This window comes from Glutamicibacter sp. V16R2B1 (assembly GCF_005774635.1).
GTDB classification, from domain to species: domain Bacteria; phylum Actinomycetota; class Actinomycetes; order Actinomycetales; family Micrococcaceae; genus Glutamicibacter; species Glutamicibacter creatinolyticus.
Genome location: NZ_VATX01000022.1, coordinates 12,419 through 28,820, shown reverse-complemented (window position 1 = coordinate 28,820; position 16,402 = coordinate 12,419). Strand labels below are relative to the sequence as shown.

Genomic DNA, 16,402 nt, shown 5'->3' with positions numbered 1-16,402 from the left:
AAATACTCGGTGCCTCGAGCTTAGCCCGTGTGCTGGCTACTGAACAGTGTTACGGACAGAAAACCGGTGAGGTTGCGCAGGAAGGCAGGCGCAAAGAAAAAGGAGTGCCCGGCACAGGTTCATCCCCATGCCAGGCACTCCTTCAATGTCCGCCACCGTGCGGTCCTTGCGGCCGCAGCCTGATGGCGGTGTGGCAATTTAGTCCAGGTAGGACTCGCGCGCCGCGTTCATGAACTCCTCGTCCAGGAAGTTGCGGTAGGCGGTCAACGAGTCCTGCTTGGAGTCAACGCGGGTGATGCCCACGCTGAGCTTGGAACCACTGGGGGTATACCCCATGCTGTCCCAGTAGACCAGGGCCTTGAGCTTGGGCAGGTCCTGGAGCTGCTCGTTGGCGGTCTTCCAGAAGTCGCTCTTGTACTTCGGGTAGGAACCATCTTCGTCCACGCCCCACTCGGCCAGCATCTGCGGCTTGCTCGGGTACTTGGAGGCTGCCCAGTTGTAGAAGCCGGGCCAGGTCTTGGAGTTGGTGGTGCGGTTGACCATGCCCTCCATGTCGGTCAGCCACACCGGCGGCTTGCCGAAGGCGTAGGGGTCCTGGGCAATCCAGTCCACCACGTCGTTGCCCGGGTAGAGCTGATCGAACCAGGACTTCTCGCCCCACTTCTGGATGCCGGTGTAGTTCATGACGGTGACCATGTTGTCGGCCCCGTTCGCGCGCAGCACCTGCACCACATGGCGGTAGAAGTTCGCGTAGTCCTTGGCGGTCTGCCCCGAGCCAGCGTTCTCGTTGACCTCGTCTTCCATTTCCGCGTTCAGCGAGAGGAAGAACTTCTTCGATGCGTTCTTCTTCATGTGCTGGGCCAGCGACTTCAGGTAGCTGTCGGCCTTGCCCTCGGCAACCTGCTTCCAGGTCATGCCGGTGGGCTTCCAGTTGTAGAACAGGATCCGGTTCGCTCCGGACTCGTCCTGACGCTTCAGTTCGGCCGTGTTGGGGAACATCGCGGACTGGCCACGCTTGTAGTAGTGGGCGATGTCCATCTTGCGCTCGGAGGTCTTCTCAAAGTTCAGCAGCGCCTGATCCCACGATTCACCCTTCAGCGGGTTGGCCGCTGCCCCGAACCAGATGCCGCAGCTGGGCACCAGGATCTCGGAGACGGTGCAGTTCTCCACCGAGTCGTGGCCATTGCCCTGGTTGTCCCCCGGCTTTTCGACTTCCTCCGGGCCTCCGGTGCCCGGGGTGTTTTCCCCGCTGATGGCAACCGCCGGGGCCTGCCCGTCACTCTTCTCACGCGAATCGATGCGGGTGATGCCGCCATCGGTGCGCTGCAGGACGATGTTCAGGCCGTTGTCGGCCGAGACCAAACCGGTCAGCGCAATGCTCAGGGTCTGGTCCGTGCCGCTGACCGAAACGGTCTTGAGCAAAGCACCGGCCTGCGGTGCGTTGGAGGCGGTCAGTGAGTCTTCTGACCAGTCCGAAGGGCCCTGCAGAATCCGCAGCTGGCCAGGAGTGCCGCCGTTGATGTGCAGCTTCAGTTCGACCTGCGAGTCCTTGGTTACCTTGGTTTCGGTATGGAAGCGCAGGAAGGCTTCGCGGTTGGCGCCGGTGTTCTCGCCCACGGCGATCTTCGAGCTATCGCCGTTGCTGTGATTAGCGCGGGTGGAAACGCTGTAGGTGTCGGCGGTAATCGCTCCGTCGGTCGGAGCGGCTTGTGCGGGTGCAGCTAGCGAACCGGCGCCAGCAAGGCTCGTGGCCAGCAGTGCACCGGTCATTACGGCGCAGGCTGCCACGTTAGCCCCCTTGCGGCGGGGGAATGAAAATAGTTTGGCGTCAGCCATATGTTCAGTCTCCAAGAGTTGGGATGTGACTCTGCACCCAGCCTGCAGATTCAACAGCGGGGATCCGCTTGATCGTTACCAAACTGTAATCTGAAGGTTCTTGAATAAAAAGTCCAAATGCCGCTAAAAGCCCGGATTCCCGCTGATTTCGCCCCCTACGCCCCCACCTTTTTAGGCATCAAGAGGGTTCGCTTGGACCACAGATACCCGAGGTAGAAAATGCCAGTCAAAGCTGAAATGCCCAACCCCACCCAGGGTTGCGCGGGCGGGAGGCTACCAAGGAGTCCCAGTAGTCCAAAGAGACCCAATAGTGAGATTAGCCACATTACCAGTTCCCGGCTGAAAACGCTGATCCCCAGGTGCTTTCGCACCTGCCACAGGCACAGCAGGTTCTTGGCGATGATCGCCGCTGCCCAGGCGATTCCCGCCCCAAGGATCCCCAGCTGCGGGATCAGCAGCACGCACAAGGCCAGATCCACGACCAGGGCCACCGAAATGTTCAGCAGCGACAGCGAGCTCCTGCCTGCCATCAGCAGCAGCACATCCAGCGGACCGACCGCGGTAGCCACCAGCATGGCGGTGGCCAACAGCTGCAGCACAATCCCACCGGCCTCATAGCCGGGTCCAAACACCAGGGCCATCAGGGCGGAGGCATGCACCGCGAAGACCAGGTAGACCGGCCACACCAGCGCCACTGACCACAGGGTCATTTGCCTGATTACCAGGGATACCGTGTCCTTGCGTTTGCGGGCCAGCAATCGCGCCAGTTGCGGTTCGCTCACCTGCTGCAGGGCACTGGTGGCTACCTGGCCCAGCACCAGGAAACGTGTGGCGGCGGTATAAATGGCAGCCGGAGCCGGTCCGAGCATCACCGTGACAATCACGATATCCGCCCGCTGGATCATCACCTGCGCCATCCGGGCCAGGCCGCGCGGCGCGGTGAAGCGCCAGAACTCCGAGCGCAGGTCCTCCCCGATCGGCCCGGCACCGTGCCAGTCATCCCGATGCCGGCGCAGCGTGCGCACGGCGGCCACGCCAGCCAGCAGGAAGCACAGCGCGTAGGGCAGTGTCCAAGCCAGGGTCAGGACGACCACCCCGCTCTGGGCCAGACCGGCCGCGAGAATCAGGAGCATCTGCAAGGTTGGGCGCAGGGCCCGCTCCAACACGATGGTCGGTTTCATGACCGCATACCCGCGGCAGACCGCCAGGAGCTGCTCATAGAGCACAGCGAACGGCAGGGTCACCACCAGCACCCGGATGATCAGGGCGCCTTCGGCACCGGACTGCGCGCCGAGCAGCCCGGCCAGCCAGGGCGCAGCCGCGTAGCCGAGGACGGCCACCACCAGGGTCATGGTCAACGATGGCAGCACGCCGGCCAGCACGGTGGCCCGGTTGCTGTGCCCGGCGCCGCGTCCCACGTTCCAGGCAATGAAGCGCACCAGGCCCTGGTCCGCCCCGAGGTGGGCCAGGGCCACGGCAATGATGAAGAAAGAGGTGGCCGCGAAGAGCAGGCCGGCATCCTCGGATGCCCAGAAGCGGGTGATCAGCACAATCAGCAGAAAATTCGATGCCGAGCCGACCGCTGCCGCACCCACGTTTGCCGCTCCACTGCGGGCGATCCGCTTTAGGGCGCGGTCCTCCCCCTCCACCGCGGTGTGCTTCGACGCCTTCGGATCATGAGCTGACACGTCGCGGATCCAGGCCGTGGTGCAGCTGTTCGAACGCGCCCTGCAGCTCCTGGGCCAGCTCCTTCTCGCTGGCCTGCACCCAGGCCGAGGAGTAGAGCAGCGTCCCGGAAATCGTGGCACCGCGCATTTGCAGGTAGTTGGCGGTGGAGAACACGGAGGTGACCGTGTCCTTGCCCCCGGAGACCGTGAGCACGCTGTGGTCACAGACCCCGCTAATGGCACTGGCCACGGCCGACGCCCCCTGGTGAACCACGAAGATCAGCAGGTCATGGCCCGCTCCCAGCAGGTTGATCAGATTCTTCAGCGAATCAGCCTGCACCAGGCCGGGCAGCTTCTCCGACTGGGTGCCAGCGGACATGACCGCCAGACGCCCCTCACCGAACTTCTTCACATGGATTGCCTCACGCAGCGCCACCCCGTCTTCCAACACGTCGCTGAAGCCCAGCTGCGTCTCGGAGTCCCCCGGCAACCGGGTCGTGCTAATCACGCACACCCGACGTCCGGTCATGGCGAACGCGGCCGCCAGCCCCGCGGCGATGGTGTGCACTTCCTCCCTGGACTGGTTGCCAATCAGCGCCAGTGTCCCAGGAGTGTTGACGTGCCCGCTGATCACCTGGGTGACCCGCAGATACTTTTCAATCACACCCTCAGCGGCATTGTCCTTCTTCTCGCGTGCATCTCCCAGCACGGCCAGCACCGAGGGTGCCTGGCGGCGCTCCAAGTCGCCCTCGTCCCACACGCGCTTATCCCCGTGTTCCACGATCAGCGTGGCCACGAAGCCCAGGGCCACGAACCCCAGCAGGACCGCCGCTGCCAGCAGCAGCGGGTTGATCCCCTCCGGCGCCTGCGGCAGGTTCGCCGGGCCCACCACGGTGCCCGGGTCAATGGATGAGGTTTCGGTGGTGGTGCGGTCCACCTTCACGTTGGCCAGTTCCTGGGCGTAGAGCCGCACCTGCTGTTCGAGCTCGATGACCCCGGCACTGTCGCTGCCGGCCTTCTTGGCCGCGTCATAGGCCTGGTTCGCGCTCTTCAGCAGCCCTGCGAGGGACTCCTCACGGCTTTGCAGCAGTTTGCTCTGCGCATCGATGACGCTCTGCGCCCGCTCCGAACGGAAGTTCATGAACGCGTCGGTGACGGCCTGGGCCCCGCGTTGGGCCTCCTGCGGGTCGGCACTGGTGAACCTGATGTTCATGACCTGCGAGTTCGATGGAACCGAGGCCACGGTTTGTTCACGCAGGGACTGTCGCGAAGCCCCGGCAATCTCCGCCTTCTGCAGCGCCTGATCCAGCACCTCGTCGGTGAGCACCACGCCGGCCTCGGTATTCATGGCCGCCAGCTGCTCTGTGCGCGAGGTAGGCGTGGTCGGCGAGAAAGGACTGCCGACCAATGGATTCAAGAACACGTTAGCGGTCGAGGTGTACTCCCGCGGCGAGAGCATGAAGGTGACTCCGGCCAGCAGCACCCCCACGATGCTGAACCAGGCAATCCACCGCCAACGGCGGGTGACTGCACGCTTAAAAAACTCATTCCCCTGTGAATTGTCAAAAGACATAATTTCCCCCAGCTTGGGGTCCCCAAGATAATTCTTCCCCATTTGAGTAATTGTGGCATAAGACACCGAACATGGGCAGGGGGCATGCCAACATTTCCTCGCTTCGACGCAATTTAGGCGGTTCCTCTACAAAATGTTGCGTCGCAATGGCAGACTCAAAGCTGAAACTATTCACCTTTTGCGTCGTCTGGGGACTATGACGCAGAACGCTCAACGGAGGGCACGTGGATTCCTTGGGGGATATCAAAGAAGTTAAAACAGCGCAGGACGCATCGGGGGAAGCGCCAGCAACAGCCGCGGGGCTGGATCCGGACCCACAGCCCGCGCGGCGTGAATCGGCCGACGGGCCACCACGCCGACCACGCGTTGTCATGCTCGGTGGCTTTGGGCGCAGCGGTTCCACCCTGCTGGAGCGGTGTCTGGCCCAATGTGAAGACTTCATAGGGCTGGGTGAGCTGCTGCACCTGTGGGAACGCGGCCTGCGTGACAACGAACTGTGCGGTTGTGGCCTAGCTTTCCATGAATGCCCGGTCTGGCAGCAGATCGGGGTCCAGGCCTATGGCCGCTGGGGGCGGATTGACACCGATCAAGCCATAGCCGACCGGCGGACGGTGATCCGCAACCGGTTCCTGCCAGAACTGATCCTGCAGCGTGGGTTCGGGCGACGGCGCCAAGCACGGCAGCGACTGCTGTCAAACCTGTCCAAGCTGTACCGTGCCGCCGACACCGTGGCCGACGGCAAGGTACTGGTGGATTCCAGCAAACACCCGGCCTACGCGTACTTCCTGCGCTCGCTGCCCATTGACCTGCGCTGTGTGCTGGTTGTCCGTGATCCACGCGGCGTTGCCTACTCGTGGTCAAAGGTGGTCACCCGGCCGGAAACCGGCAGTCGCGCCGAAGACATGCCTCGCTATTCCGTGCCGGCCTCAATTTTCAACTGGACGACGTACAGCCTGCTGTTTCACGCCCTGACACTGTTGCGCGTTCCGGTGCTGACCGTCCACTACGAGGAATTCATGACTGACCCGACGCGCACACTCGAAGAGGTCATCCGCTTCGCCGGCTTGGAGCCAACCCAGGCCCGCGTACCGGAGTTTGCCGACGGGCACATCACCCTCGATGCGCACCATACCGTGGCCGGGAATCCGATGCGTTTCAAGGTGGGGCAGATCAAGTTGAAGTTCGACAATGCATGGACCACCCAGATGAAGGACTTGGACCGCCGCCTGGCCACCACGCTGAGCGCACCCCTGCGCTTGTTCTACCGGTTCAACCAGCGCTAGGGATCTGATCTAGCACACCATCAGGCCTTCGACAGGTCCGGGAGCCCCCGGACCTGCTCCTGGGCTTGCCGGTGCATCCGCGCTCCTCCCGGCCCGCTTGCCGCGGCCACCCCGAAGGAACGCGGTGCACCTGCGGTGGGCCTTAGCCGCGCGCCCCTGTCCCGCCCGGGATTGGCTGAATACGCCGAAGAACACAACGATGGAAAGGGACCGACGACGGCTGGGGGGATGAGCTCCCGAATTGCCGGGAGTCTTCGTCGCCGGTCCCGTCCATGAGGCGCAGAAATGAATCGCGTCTGGGGAACGCTGCTGATTATTGAACTTCCCACCCGAGCCCGGCCATGACGTCATGCACGATCGCTCAGGCAGGAAGATCCATCCCTCCGCCTACATCCAAGCTACAAACCGGTGACCGCCCTCACACGCGTAGTCAATACTTAATCCCGACCTTTGCAACAAGTGGTTCACTCTCGCTCTTACCACACGCACGCTCTACCGCTGCCCGTAGATCACCGGTGGCCGCCCTGGTGCTTGCCGCCGGCCCGCCGGGTCCAGCGCTCCGAAGGCTTCCGCGGCGTTGTCATTGCCAAGGCGAGGCCCGATGACAACTCACCGTTCCTGCGACTACTGTCATTTGTGGTTACTTTAGAACACGGCAAAGGCAGGGCAGCCTCCGCTGCCCTGCCTTTGCCGTAATCACGGTCAACCGTGTTTAGTAGGCGCCCTCCGGCTGCACCATGACCTTGAAGGTGCGCCACATGATCATCAGGTCACCGGTCAACGACCAGTTCTCCACGTAGTAGAGATCCAGTCTGACGCTCTCCTCCCAGTCCAGGTCGGAGCGCCCATTGACCTGCCATAGACCGGTTAGGCCGGGCTTGATGAACAACCGCCGTCCGGTATGTCCCTCGTAACTGGCTACTTCGGCGGGCAGCGGCGGTCGGGGCCCAACCAGGGACATGTCCCCCCGCAACACGTTGTAAATCTGCGGCAACTCATCCAGCGAGTACTTGCGCAGCCAGCTGCCCACCTTGGTCACCCGGGGATCCTGCTTCAGCTTGAACAGCGGACCGCTGCCCTCATTGTGTTCCTTGAGTTTCTCCAGCTCAGCTTCGGCGTTGACCACCATCGAGCGGAACTTGTACATCCGGAAGGTCCGGCCATTGCGTCCCACCCGCTCCTGGCTGAAGAACGCGGGACCCGAGCTGTCCTTGCGCACCAAAAGACCGATGAGCAAGAAGAGCGGAGCCAAGAGCACCAGGGCCAGGCCGGAAAGGACAATGTCGATCCCCCGCTTCACCACATGGTGACCGCCCGCAAAACTGGGTACGTCCACATGCATGAGCGGCAAACCCTCCACCGGACGCATGCTGATGCGTGGACCGGCGACATTAGTCAGTGAAGACACGACGATGACATTGGTGCGCGTCTTTTCCAGGCGCCAGCTTACGTCCTTGAGCGCATCGCTCCCGCCGCGCAGCGAGCCGGCAACGATGACTGAGTCCGCTCCGACGAGCTGCACCGCTTCTTCAAGGTTTTCCAGACCCTGGAACGTCGGCACGGAATCCTCATAGCGATGCTCCTCCCCCGCCCCGTCAATCAGCAACCCGCAGATCTTGTAGGCCGGTCCTGCGTTCTTCTGCAGCTGCCTGACGACGTAGTCCACGTCGGAACCCTGGCCGAGCACAACGACCTGGGACAGCGCGTACCCGGCTTCCGATTTCGCCAGCAACCAGCGCCGCCACAGCCAGCGGCTGGCTAAGAGCAGCGCCATCCCCGCCGGGAAGGTGACAATGAGTTGTTCGCGCACTCCCTCAAGGTCAAAGACCAAAACGGCTAGCGCCATGGTCCCCGCGGCTAGTGCGCTGGAGTCAACAACTCTTTTGTACTCCCGAACGCCGACGCCGATTACCTGCGCGGCCCTGGTGCGCGAAAGCCATAGGTATACCGCCCAGACGCCCACCGATGCACCGGCGAACCAGTAGTTTGGTCCTGCGGCCTGCGAGTACAGGTGCACCACGATGCCGCTGAGCAGCACCAAGGTGGCCATATCGGATAGCAGCAAAATGCGAGTGTATTTTTGTCTCCACCTGCTGGCCGAGAAGCCGCTGGCAGGCAGGAGTTGCTGATCCTTAAGTGTGTGACCGGAAAGGTCGGTTAAACCGTTTCCCCAATTTCCGACAAGGCCACGATTCCCTAAGGATTCATAAGCTTGCGACACGCCGTCCCCCTTGTTGGCGATGCCGATACCGTGAAGAAGTGCTGTGCGAGGCTTAACGTGCTGCTCAGGCACGGGCTTCACGAGAATCTTCGGCTCCCCATTTTGCCTAGATTTTCCCCAAGTGTTCATCTGTAATTCAGGCAGCGGCACCGTCCCTGAGGGATCATGGCTCACTGCACAGTGGAAATTCTATGAACCAACTAAGAAGTACTCACGCGTAAGCTCACACCCGAGTTGAAGCGCTTGTTTGCCATTTCTTGGCATTGGCCACTCGTTCTGCGCAGATAGTCCAAGTAGTCCACACTCAGCCCAGGGTTTTCGGGCACAGCGAATCGACACAGGCAAGAGATGAGCCAACCTCTGGAGGCTAAATACCCTGGCGACTTGGCTACTTGCAGATGCCGCTACGCAACTGGTTGCGGGCACGGACCAGGTACCCGCTGAGCAGCAGTGCGCGCGGTCCATTGAGAAGCCACCCAGTCCATTGAGCTACCCCGCGAGTGCGCCAACCGCTGAGCTTTGAAGCGGGTGCAGGTAATTCCGGGCGCTAGTGACGCCCACCGAAGTTCAGGTCGGAGCGCTGGGTAATGCCCAGCTTGGCGAAGATGCGGTACAAGTGCCCTTCCACGGTGCGCTGTGAGACGGTCAAAAGGCGGGCGATTTCGCGGTTGCTCAGCCCCTGCCGGACCAACTCGACAATTTCATTCTCGCGCGCGGTCAGCCCACTTTCCTCCAAACTCCGAGCCATGCGTCCCCAAGGTTTTTGTCCCATCTGGTGCAGCCATTCATGAATCTGACGGATGGCGAACCCGCGATTGCGGGGGTTGTCTTGAGCAGACCAGTAATCCACGACCCTGGTGATCATTTCCAAGGCCAGGACACGGTCGCCCTCGTCATGCAGTTCCTGCGCGAAGCCTTGCATTGCTTTCACGTCGGAGTCCTGGACCACTTGGACGGCGCGTTGTCGTCGTTGCAATGCGGCACATTCCTCCGGTACTTCCAACCCGCCTAATATCTCGGCAGCTCTTGAGGCCAATTTTTCATTGCGCGACAAGTTCCAGACCTGGTAAGTCAAGATTCCATAGAGAAATACACCGTTCTGCTGGGCGGAGCGCAGAATTCTGTCAATGACTCCTGCAGAGGGCTTCGTCCGCTGCAGCTCGGCCAGCAGATCACATTCCAATTGATCCGCTGCCCACCAGGCGTTTGCGGCGAGCGCGCCCGGTTCCCGCCGGCCGGCATTACACTGCCCGAATTGTTCTGCCTTGTCGTTTCTCTGCGCCCCGTCCTCGCTTAGTGCTTCCCCATTCGAGGACTGCTCTATGAGTAGGTCAAGCGAGGAACATAGGGCCAATAATCCTTCTGGGTCATTTAGCGCCAATTCCGCCCGGGCTTGACGGAGGTACAGCTGCGCATTGCTGACTTGTCCGCGGCGTGCATCGATCAGTGCTCGAAGCGCCTGCACCGTTCCGTGTTCCATCAGCAGCTCATAAGAACTGCCCATCACGAATCCGTCAACCAACCTGCTGGCCTGTTCATAGCTTCCGGTGGCCACCGCCGAGCGTACTGCCACCACGAGCAGGGCCAGGCGGTAACGGCAGGATGGCACCGCGGTACCGCCTACCGTGCTCTGTTCGGAAAGGTGGAGCGCAGTGGAAGGCTGACCAAGCCAATACAGGGACCTGACGCGTTCAATGCCCTCAACTAATGCACAGTCCCCACCCCTGTACCCGTCCGAATGGCCGCCGTCGGAAGCCGAGGTTCCCCAGAAGCGCTGGGTCAGGTCCCCGCCGGGCTCCGTCACGGCGGGGTGCAGCCAATTCAGGGCACAGCCGACATCTTGTGCCAGTGAGCCTTCCTCGTCACCGAGCTTGCCCGCCGAGGTGGAAAGCAACGTCCGGGCGGCCTGGAATTGCCCTGCCCCCAGATGGGCCAACAGACGAATGGCCTCCGCTTCGCGGTCGGGTTCCTCCACCTTTTCCAATAGCTCCAACGCCTGCTGGTAGCGATGACTGCGTTGCGCCCGTCGGGCGGCAGCGAGCAGCTCTTCACGGCTCACGGTGTCCCCGAAGATCAGCCGGAATCCCACGAAGTCGGGACCTACCGGTAGATCCTCCCCCAGGTGCGCGAGCACTTCCCGGTACACCCCGGCACTGCGCCCGGCGGACATACTGGCGCGAAGGCCTTCCTCGAAGAATTCGCTACTCAGATACGTCCAACCGTCGCGCAGCTCGATCAAGGCGGTGGGATGCTGCTGCAGGGCCTCACGCAGACCGAGCCGATCAACTTGTTCGATGGACAGTGGGCCGGTAATACACAGAATTTCAAACAGCTGCTGCACCTGTGGCGGGTGACGGTGAGCCAGGGCTGCAATGCGTCCCGCGGTGCCATGGTCAATGGCCAGGCTGGATTCGCGCAATGCGCCGAGTTGCTCGACTTCAAGCAGGATGCCCAAGCGCACCGCCAGTTCCAGGTAGTCCTGGACCAAGCTCTGGAAACCCGAAGTCAGTTGGTGGATGATTTTCGCCGACCCACGGCTGACCGGATAACCAAGCACCGTGCCAGAGAAGTCTACGATCTCATCCGGTGTCAGTGGTTCGACAACGACGCGCGTCAACCGCGCCACCGACATCAGTGCATCCAGCGACAGCGGGTCCTCGTGTTGTTCGTTGCTTACCACCAGGAGCTTGACCTTCCCCGAGCGGACCATTTGCCCCAAAACGAAGGCACTGGCCGAATCGATGCTCTGGGCTTCCTCGATCGTGATCAGGACGTGCTCTGCACCGTGCTCCAACTGCAGCAGTTCTTCCACTGCCGCGAGGGCAGCACGAATGGCCGATACGTCATTGATTGGCTGTTGGGCACCGGACAACAGAGGCGCCAGCGCCCCATAGGAGGAGTCGGTCAACGCGGCACTGCAGATCAGCCGGATCATCGGCAAGTGCAGCTCCTTGGAGGTGACCAGCCGGCGCACGAGTTGGGATTTGCCAGTGCCGAACTCGCCGCTGAGCAGCACTCCGGCATTCCCGGGCGATTTCAGCGCACGCACCACCAGGGCATATTCCCTGCGATTCCATTCTTGGCGATTATTCATCGCTACCCGGCAGCATTGAGGTCGTGTTTCAGCTCGGTCAGTGCGTGGAGATCGGTGCGTTTGCGGATTCCCAGTTTCGAGTACACCTGGTACAGATGGCCCTCCACGGTGCGCACGGAGACGCTGGCCTGTTCGGCAATTTCCAGATTCGACAGCCCGCTGGCCGCCGCGGAGGCCACAAACTTTTCCCGCTCGGTGAGCACGGTCAGGCTGCCCAGGTTCGCAAACGCCTTGGGGCTGATGCGCTCGGCCTGCAGCGAGAGCATGAACTTGTGGGCTTTTCGGGCAGCCTGCCGGCGTTGGGAGGCATTCATGTGCCGGAAAATTTCGGCACCGTCATCGGTCGCATAGGAGACGAACCCCAAGGCCGCCAATGCACCGACGGCAGCGGCCAGCAGCTGAGCGTCACGGTTCTGTGCCCCCTGCGCCAGCAGCCTGAACGACTCGGCCAGCTGGTGCCGTTGCCCGTGTTGAAGATCAAGCAGGCGGTCGGCAACCTCAAATTGACCGTTGCGAATCAGCAACCCCAACAGGTGGGAGGCCAGCAGTATTTCCCCTTGGGCTTCCGCCCGCCGGGCCCAGGCTTGGACGGCCTCAATTCCATGGGATGCCTGCCCCGGTTGTACGGCCTGAACCGCATGCAGGCACTGCCAGAGGCAGTCGAAGGCGCTGGCTGCACCGAGATCCATATTAATGGTCTTCCACTGAGCGCCGGCCCCCAGGGTTTCGCGGCCGCTGCGCCCGCTGATGTATTGGGAAACCGCGTCGACATACAGTCGTTCAAGTTCGGTCCCGCTTTCGCGCAGCTGCTGTTGCAGCGGAACTATCGCTTTTTGCGCCTGGGTCAGGTTTCCTGCCAGGGCAAAGATGATGGCCTGCATGGCTTCCGCATAGGCGATGAGCTCAAGGTCCGGTAGTGCCCCGTCAAGAATCAGCTCGATGAGGTGGCGAGATTGTTCCCAACGTCCCAAAGCCAGACTGCAGTTCAGCATTGCCCGGATGGTTTCGGCCATGCACGGGGCGAGCCTGTAGCCGGTGGCGTTTCCTGCGTGCTGGACATCAAGGTGTCGCCACAAGCTGTCGATCAGCTCATTGGCGATCTCGAAGTCATTGATCCTGGAATGGTATTCGGCGACCAGCGCGAGTGCCTCGTGTTTCTGGCACGGATCCAGTGCGGTCCACACTCCATGTGACGCCTCGGGCTGTAGTTCATCGATGAGCGCCGCTGCTTCCTCCAGGCGGCTGGCCGCCAACAGCAGGCGCAGCAGCATCAGCGTCGACTCATTCAGGTCTGTCTGCTCCCGCTGGCCCTCCGTCAACGTCCTGTCTTGGTGGCCCTGGCGGAAGCTCTTGACGCTGTCGATGGCGCGTGACCATTTTGCCTCGGCACTGGATCGCTGCGCTTCGGACTTCGACGTGCGCCATGCTTGGTGCAATTCGGATGTATGGGTTTGTACCAAGTGATCCGGGCGTGCCCCCGCGCCGGAGGAACCTGCTGGCTGAAGCGGCGAATATCCCGGCACCGAACCGGAAAGACTTCGCGCAATGGCAGGGCTGGCGATCGCAAAACTGCCCTCCTGCTCAGTAAGCAGCCCGGAGGCCACTAGATGGTCCACATCTACGTCGTGCACCCAGAGGTCATGCCCGAACGGTACCGCCCCACGCTGGGCGACGAAATCCAGAAACTGTCGTTCGCGTCGGTTCAAGCGTCCCAGTCGCGCCACCATGTGCTGCTCAACGTTGGTCAGATGGGGAATCGCTCCCTTCCGAAGTGCCACGACATCTGCACCAAACTCAAAACTGTTCGCCTGTCGGCAGTCAAGCAGCACGGCATCCAGCGCCTCCGAGCAGCCGGAAGTATGCATCCAGAGGTGGGCAGCCGTCAAGAAAGAGACGTCGCCCTCTACAGATTCCGCGACCTGTAGCCGGGCCTCGCGCAGCCTCAGCGCGCCCAGGTTCAACACCTCCAGCACGCCGTTACGGATCAGGGCCGAAATGTCCTGAGACAGTTCCGTCAGGATGTCATCGATGATCACCAGCTTGATGACACCCGTGCTGACAAGTTGCGCCAGCACGGCGCTGGTAAGAGTGTCGATGAGGTCAACATGCTCAAGGACGATGACCGGCCGTGTTCCCAAGCCAGTAAAGTGCTGTCGAAGGTGTCCGTAAACGGCCAGAGGCGACTGCAGCTGCTCGTGCTCCAGGCGTGTAAGAAGGAAGTGGATTGCCCCGTAGGGAATTTCACTTCCATAGCGGCTCCCGGACACCCACAACGGTCCGGTGCCGCTGCTGCGTTGATTGAAGGCAGTCCTTAGCAGCTCGCGCTTACCGGTTCCAATAGCACCGCGCAGGACATAGCCCCCGCGGTCCGTCTCTTCGCCCAATCCGGCAAGCAACATAAGAACGCGTTTTCGTTCCACGCTTCGCTCACCTGTGGCGTGCCAGCACTGTGTCGGAATGCCATCCCAGTGATTTAACCACTGCGAAGATGCGACAATGACACCCATTTACCCTATCCCCCCAAAGATCTGGATAAAATCCAGGCCCTCCCCAAAAGGGCCCGGTAGGTCTTGGAGGACATGTTACTCGTTAGCAAATGCGAAAACGAGGGTTACGACACTGCGTGACGTGTCGCTTCCCCGGCGCATCCCGTCAGCGCGGATCCAATAAGTCTGCTTATTAAGGCCTAGTAAAGCGAACATCAACGTCGGGCTGAGGGCTTGACCTTGATGCCATAATAGGGACATCTGCTCAGCATCGATCTTGGGGGTACGTTATGCAGCAGGAGAATTTCTACGAGGATTTCATCCGGAAGAAGCGTTTCGGAGCCCTAGATGGTCTGCGTGCCTTTAGCGTCGTGGCGGTCATCTGGCACCACGTTTCGGGAATGAACTACATTCCATAACTGGATCAGGGGTTCCGCGGTGCAGACCTGTTTTTTGCCATCAGTGGTTTCCTCATTACCTCCCTGTTGATACGGGAAAGAAGCCGCACGGGGCAAATCTCGCTCAAGAATTTCTACATTCGCCGCTCACTGCGAATTTTTCCACTCTATTACTCGGTACTGGCGATGTATTGTCTGCTCGTTGCCCTCACCCTAAGCGGCACAACCAAGGGACAGGCCTTCTGGGACAACCTGCCGGCGTTTCTTACCTATACCTCTAACTGGTTCGTGGACCTGACCAAAGGTGAGGAAGGAGTCACTTTCTACTTTGCCTGGTCGTTGGCTACCGAGGAACAGTTCTACTTACTGTGGCCGCCCTTGCTGATCCTGCTCATCACACTGTTCCTGCGCGTCACTGCAGGGATCTACGCGGCGATTGCGCTGACGCTTCTGCAGATCGCAGCTTCCTTCGTCGGTGAGCAGAATCTGTTGCTGACGATTTTGATTAACCTGTCCCCGGCGATCATGATGGCTTCGGCTGCGGCAATCATCGTGCATCAACCGGCTGCGTTTCGTATCACCTACCGTCTGCTCGGTGGACGATGGACAGCGTTGTCCCTGGCCATCCTTCTCCTTGCGGTGATCGCGGCCGACGCACCCAGTCTCCTGATTCACACCCTGATGGTCCTGCTGGTCGTTACATTGTGCATCAGGGAAGAAACGGTTCTGCATCCCCTATTACAGCTGCGTCTGCTCACCTTTATCGGAGCCATTAGTTATGGCATGTATTTGATGCACATGTTGGCGGCCAATGTGGTGCGACGGGTGCTCGGGCACGAAGTGGGAATCGACATCTTCATCGGCGCCACGCTATTGGTCACGCTGGCCGCCTACGTGAGCTTTCGATTCTTCGAATCCCCCATTTTGCGTCATGCCAATCGATTCAGACACAACCCTGATCCTGCGCCCGTACCGGCAGCCAAAACCGCAACTATTGCGGTTAAGGGCCGCCGCCGTCGGATGCGAACATAGCCTGAGGAGAATTTGAGCTTGTTGGGGCGAATATTTGTCTCAAATTGAGGATAAACTACTCCTCAAGCGGATCGGGGAATTCGCTGTCACCACTACTTATCAGGGTACAAGAATGAACAAAATCATCCGTGGGGTCACAGCCGCCGGGGCAGCTCTGGCACTGATGCTTTCGGGCACCACCGCAGCTACCGCCCTGCAGCCGACAACGGCGCACACTACGGTCTCGGTCGCCGCTGCCAAGAAGGCCCCGGCAGTGACGATCAACAAGATCGGCACCAAGACGGTCAAGGGCAATGCCAAGGCCACCGTGAAGCCAAGCTACAAGAAGGCGAAAAACGTCAAGATCAAGTCGGCAGTCTTGACGGTCAAAAAGGGCAAGAAGACGATCGCCAAGAACAAGAAGTCGGTCGCACTGGCAGCGGGCACCTACGAGGTCACCACCGCCGTGAAGTACCAGTACAAGGGCAAGACTTCCACGGTGAGCAAGAAGCAGCAGCTGGTGGTGAAGAAGGCCGCCGTGAAGAAGACCGTGGTGAAGATGAACGGCAAGACCATCAACTGCCCGGCAGGCTTCCCGGTCAAGGGCAATCGCACCGGCAGCAACAAGGAATGGAAGTACCACGTTCCGGGTCAGCGTTTCTACAAGAGCACCAAGCCAGAAGAGTGCTTCAAGACCGCTGCTGATGCCCGGAAGGCCGGCTACCGCGCCTCCAAGGTTTAAGCGGTCGCCCTAGCCAGGGCATCATCATGCTACTGACAGGGGTTGCCATTCACCGGATGTGCTGGTGGACGGCAGCCCCTGTCTCGTCTGC

At 61.0% G+C, this 16,402-nt stretch carries 9 protein-coding genes; 3 read left to right on the top strand and 6 right to left on the bottom strand.

Going from position 1 to position 16,402, the window contains the following annotated elements; genetic code table 11:
• Positions 1–198: 198 nt before the first annotated feature.
• From FDN03_RS14355 to FDN03_RS14345, 3 genes are all read right to left on the bottom strand, one after another.
• Positions 199–1,770: a DNRLRE domain-containing protein gene (locus FDN03_RS14355; protein WP_171021271.1), complete on the bottom strand. Its 1,572-nt coding sequence runs from the start codon at positions 1,768–1,770 to the stop codon at positions 199–201.
• Between the two features lie 221 nt (positions 1,771–1,991).
• Positions 1,992–3,524: an oligosaccharide flippase family protein gene (locus tag FDN03_RS14350; RefSeq protein WP_171021270.1), complete on the bottom strand. Its 1,533-nt coding sequence runs from the start codon at positions 3,522–3,524 to the stop codon at positions 1,992–1,994.
• Positions 3,511–5,118: a hypothetical protein gene (locus FDN03_RS14345; protein ID WP_138178241.1), complete on the bottom strand. Its 1,608-nt coding sequence runs from the start codon at positions 5,116–5,118 to the stop codon at positions 3,511–3,513. The genes FDN03_RS14350 and FDN03_RS14345 overlap by 14 nt, the downstream gene beginning before the upstream one ends.
• 182 nt (positions 5,119–5,300) lie before the next feature.
• Here FDN03_RS14345 and FDN03_RS14340 point away from each other — a divergent pair, with 182 nt between their 5' ends.
• Entirely contained in the window at positions 5,301–6,359 is a 1,059-nt protein-coding gene (locus tag FDN03_RS14340) for a sulfotransferase (RefSeq protein WP_138178239.1), read from the top strand.
• A gap of 712 nt (positions 6,360–7,071) precedes the next feature.
• On the opposite strand, the gene FDN03_RS14335 is transcribed toward FDN03_RS14340, so the two are convergent.
• The 3 genes from FDN03_RS14335 to FDN03_RS14325 all read right to left on the bottom strand — a co-directional run bounded on the left by FDN03_RS14335 (position 7,072) and on the right by FDN03_RS14325 (position 14,094).
• Complete coding sequence (locus tag FDN03_RS14335; protein WP_249354605.1) at positions 7,072–8,424, bottom strand: sugar transferase; 1,353 nt, start codon at positions 8,422–8,424, stop codon at positions 7,072–7,074.
• A gap of 703 nt (positions 8,425–9,127) precedes the next feature.
• The gene (locus FDN03_RS14330) at positions 9,128–11,674 is read right to left on the bottom strand and encodes a LuxR C-terminal-related transcriptional regulator (protein WP_138178237.1); all 2,547 of its coding nucleotides are present in this window, start codon (positions 11,672–11,674) and stop codon (positions 9,128–9,130) included.
• A gap of 2 nt (positions 11,675–11,676) precedes the next feature.
• Positions 11,677–14,094 carry a helix-turn-helix transcriptional regulator gene (locus FDN03_RS14325; RefSeq protein WP_171021269.1) on the bottom strand — a complete coding sequence of 806 codons (2,418 nt, stop codon included), beginning with the start codon at positions 14,092–14,094 and terminating at the stop codon, positions 11,677–11,679.
• A gap of 485 nt (positions 14,095–14,579) precedes the next feature.
• Between FDN03_RS14325 and FDN03_RS14320 the strand changes: the two genes are divergently transcribed.
• Together FDN03_RS14320 and FDN03_RS14315 are read left to right on the top strand one after the other, a co-directional pair.
• Positions 14,580–15,590, top strand: a complete 1,011-nt coding sequence (locus tag FDN03_RS14320) for an acyltransferase (RefSeq protein WP_138178233.1) — start codon at positions 14,580–14,582, stop codon at positions 15,588–15,590.
• Between the two features lie 112 nt (positions 15,591–15,702).
• On the top strand, positions 15,703–16,311 hold the full coding sequence (locus FDN03_RS14315) for a hypothetical protein (RefSeq protein WP_138178231.1): 609 nt from the start codon (positions 15,703–15,705) through the stop codon (positions 16,309–16,311).
• The last annotated feature ends 91 nt before the right edge of the window (positions 16,312–16,402 follow it).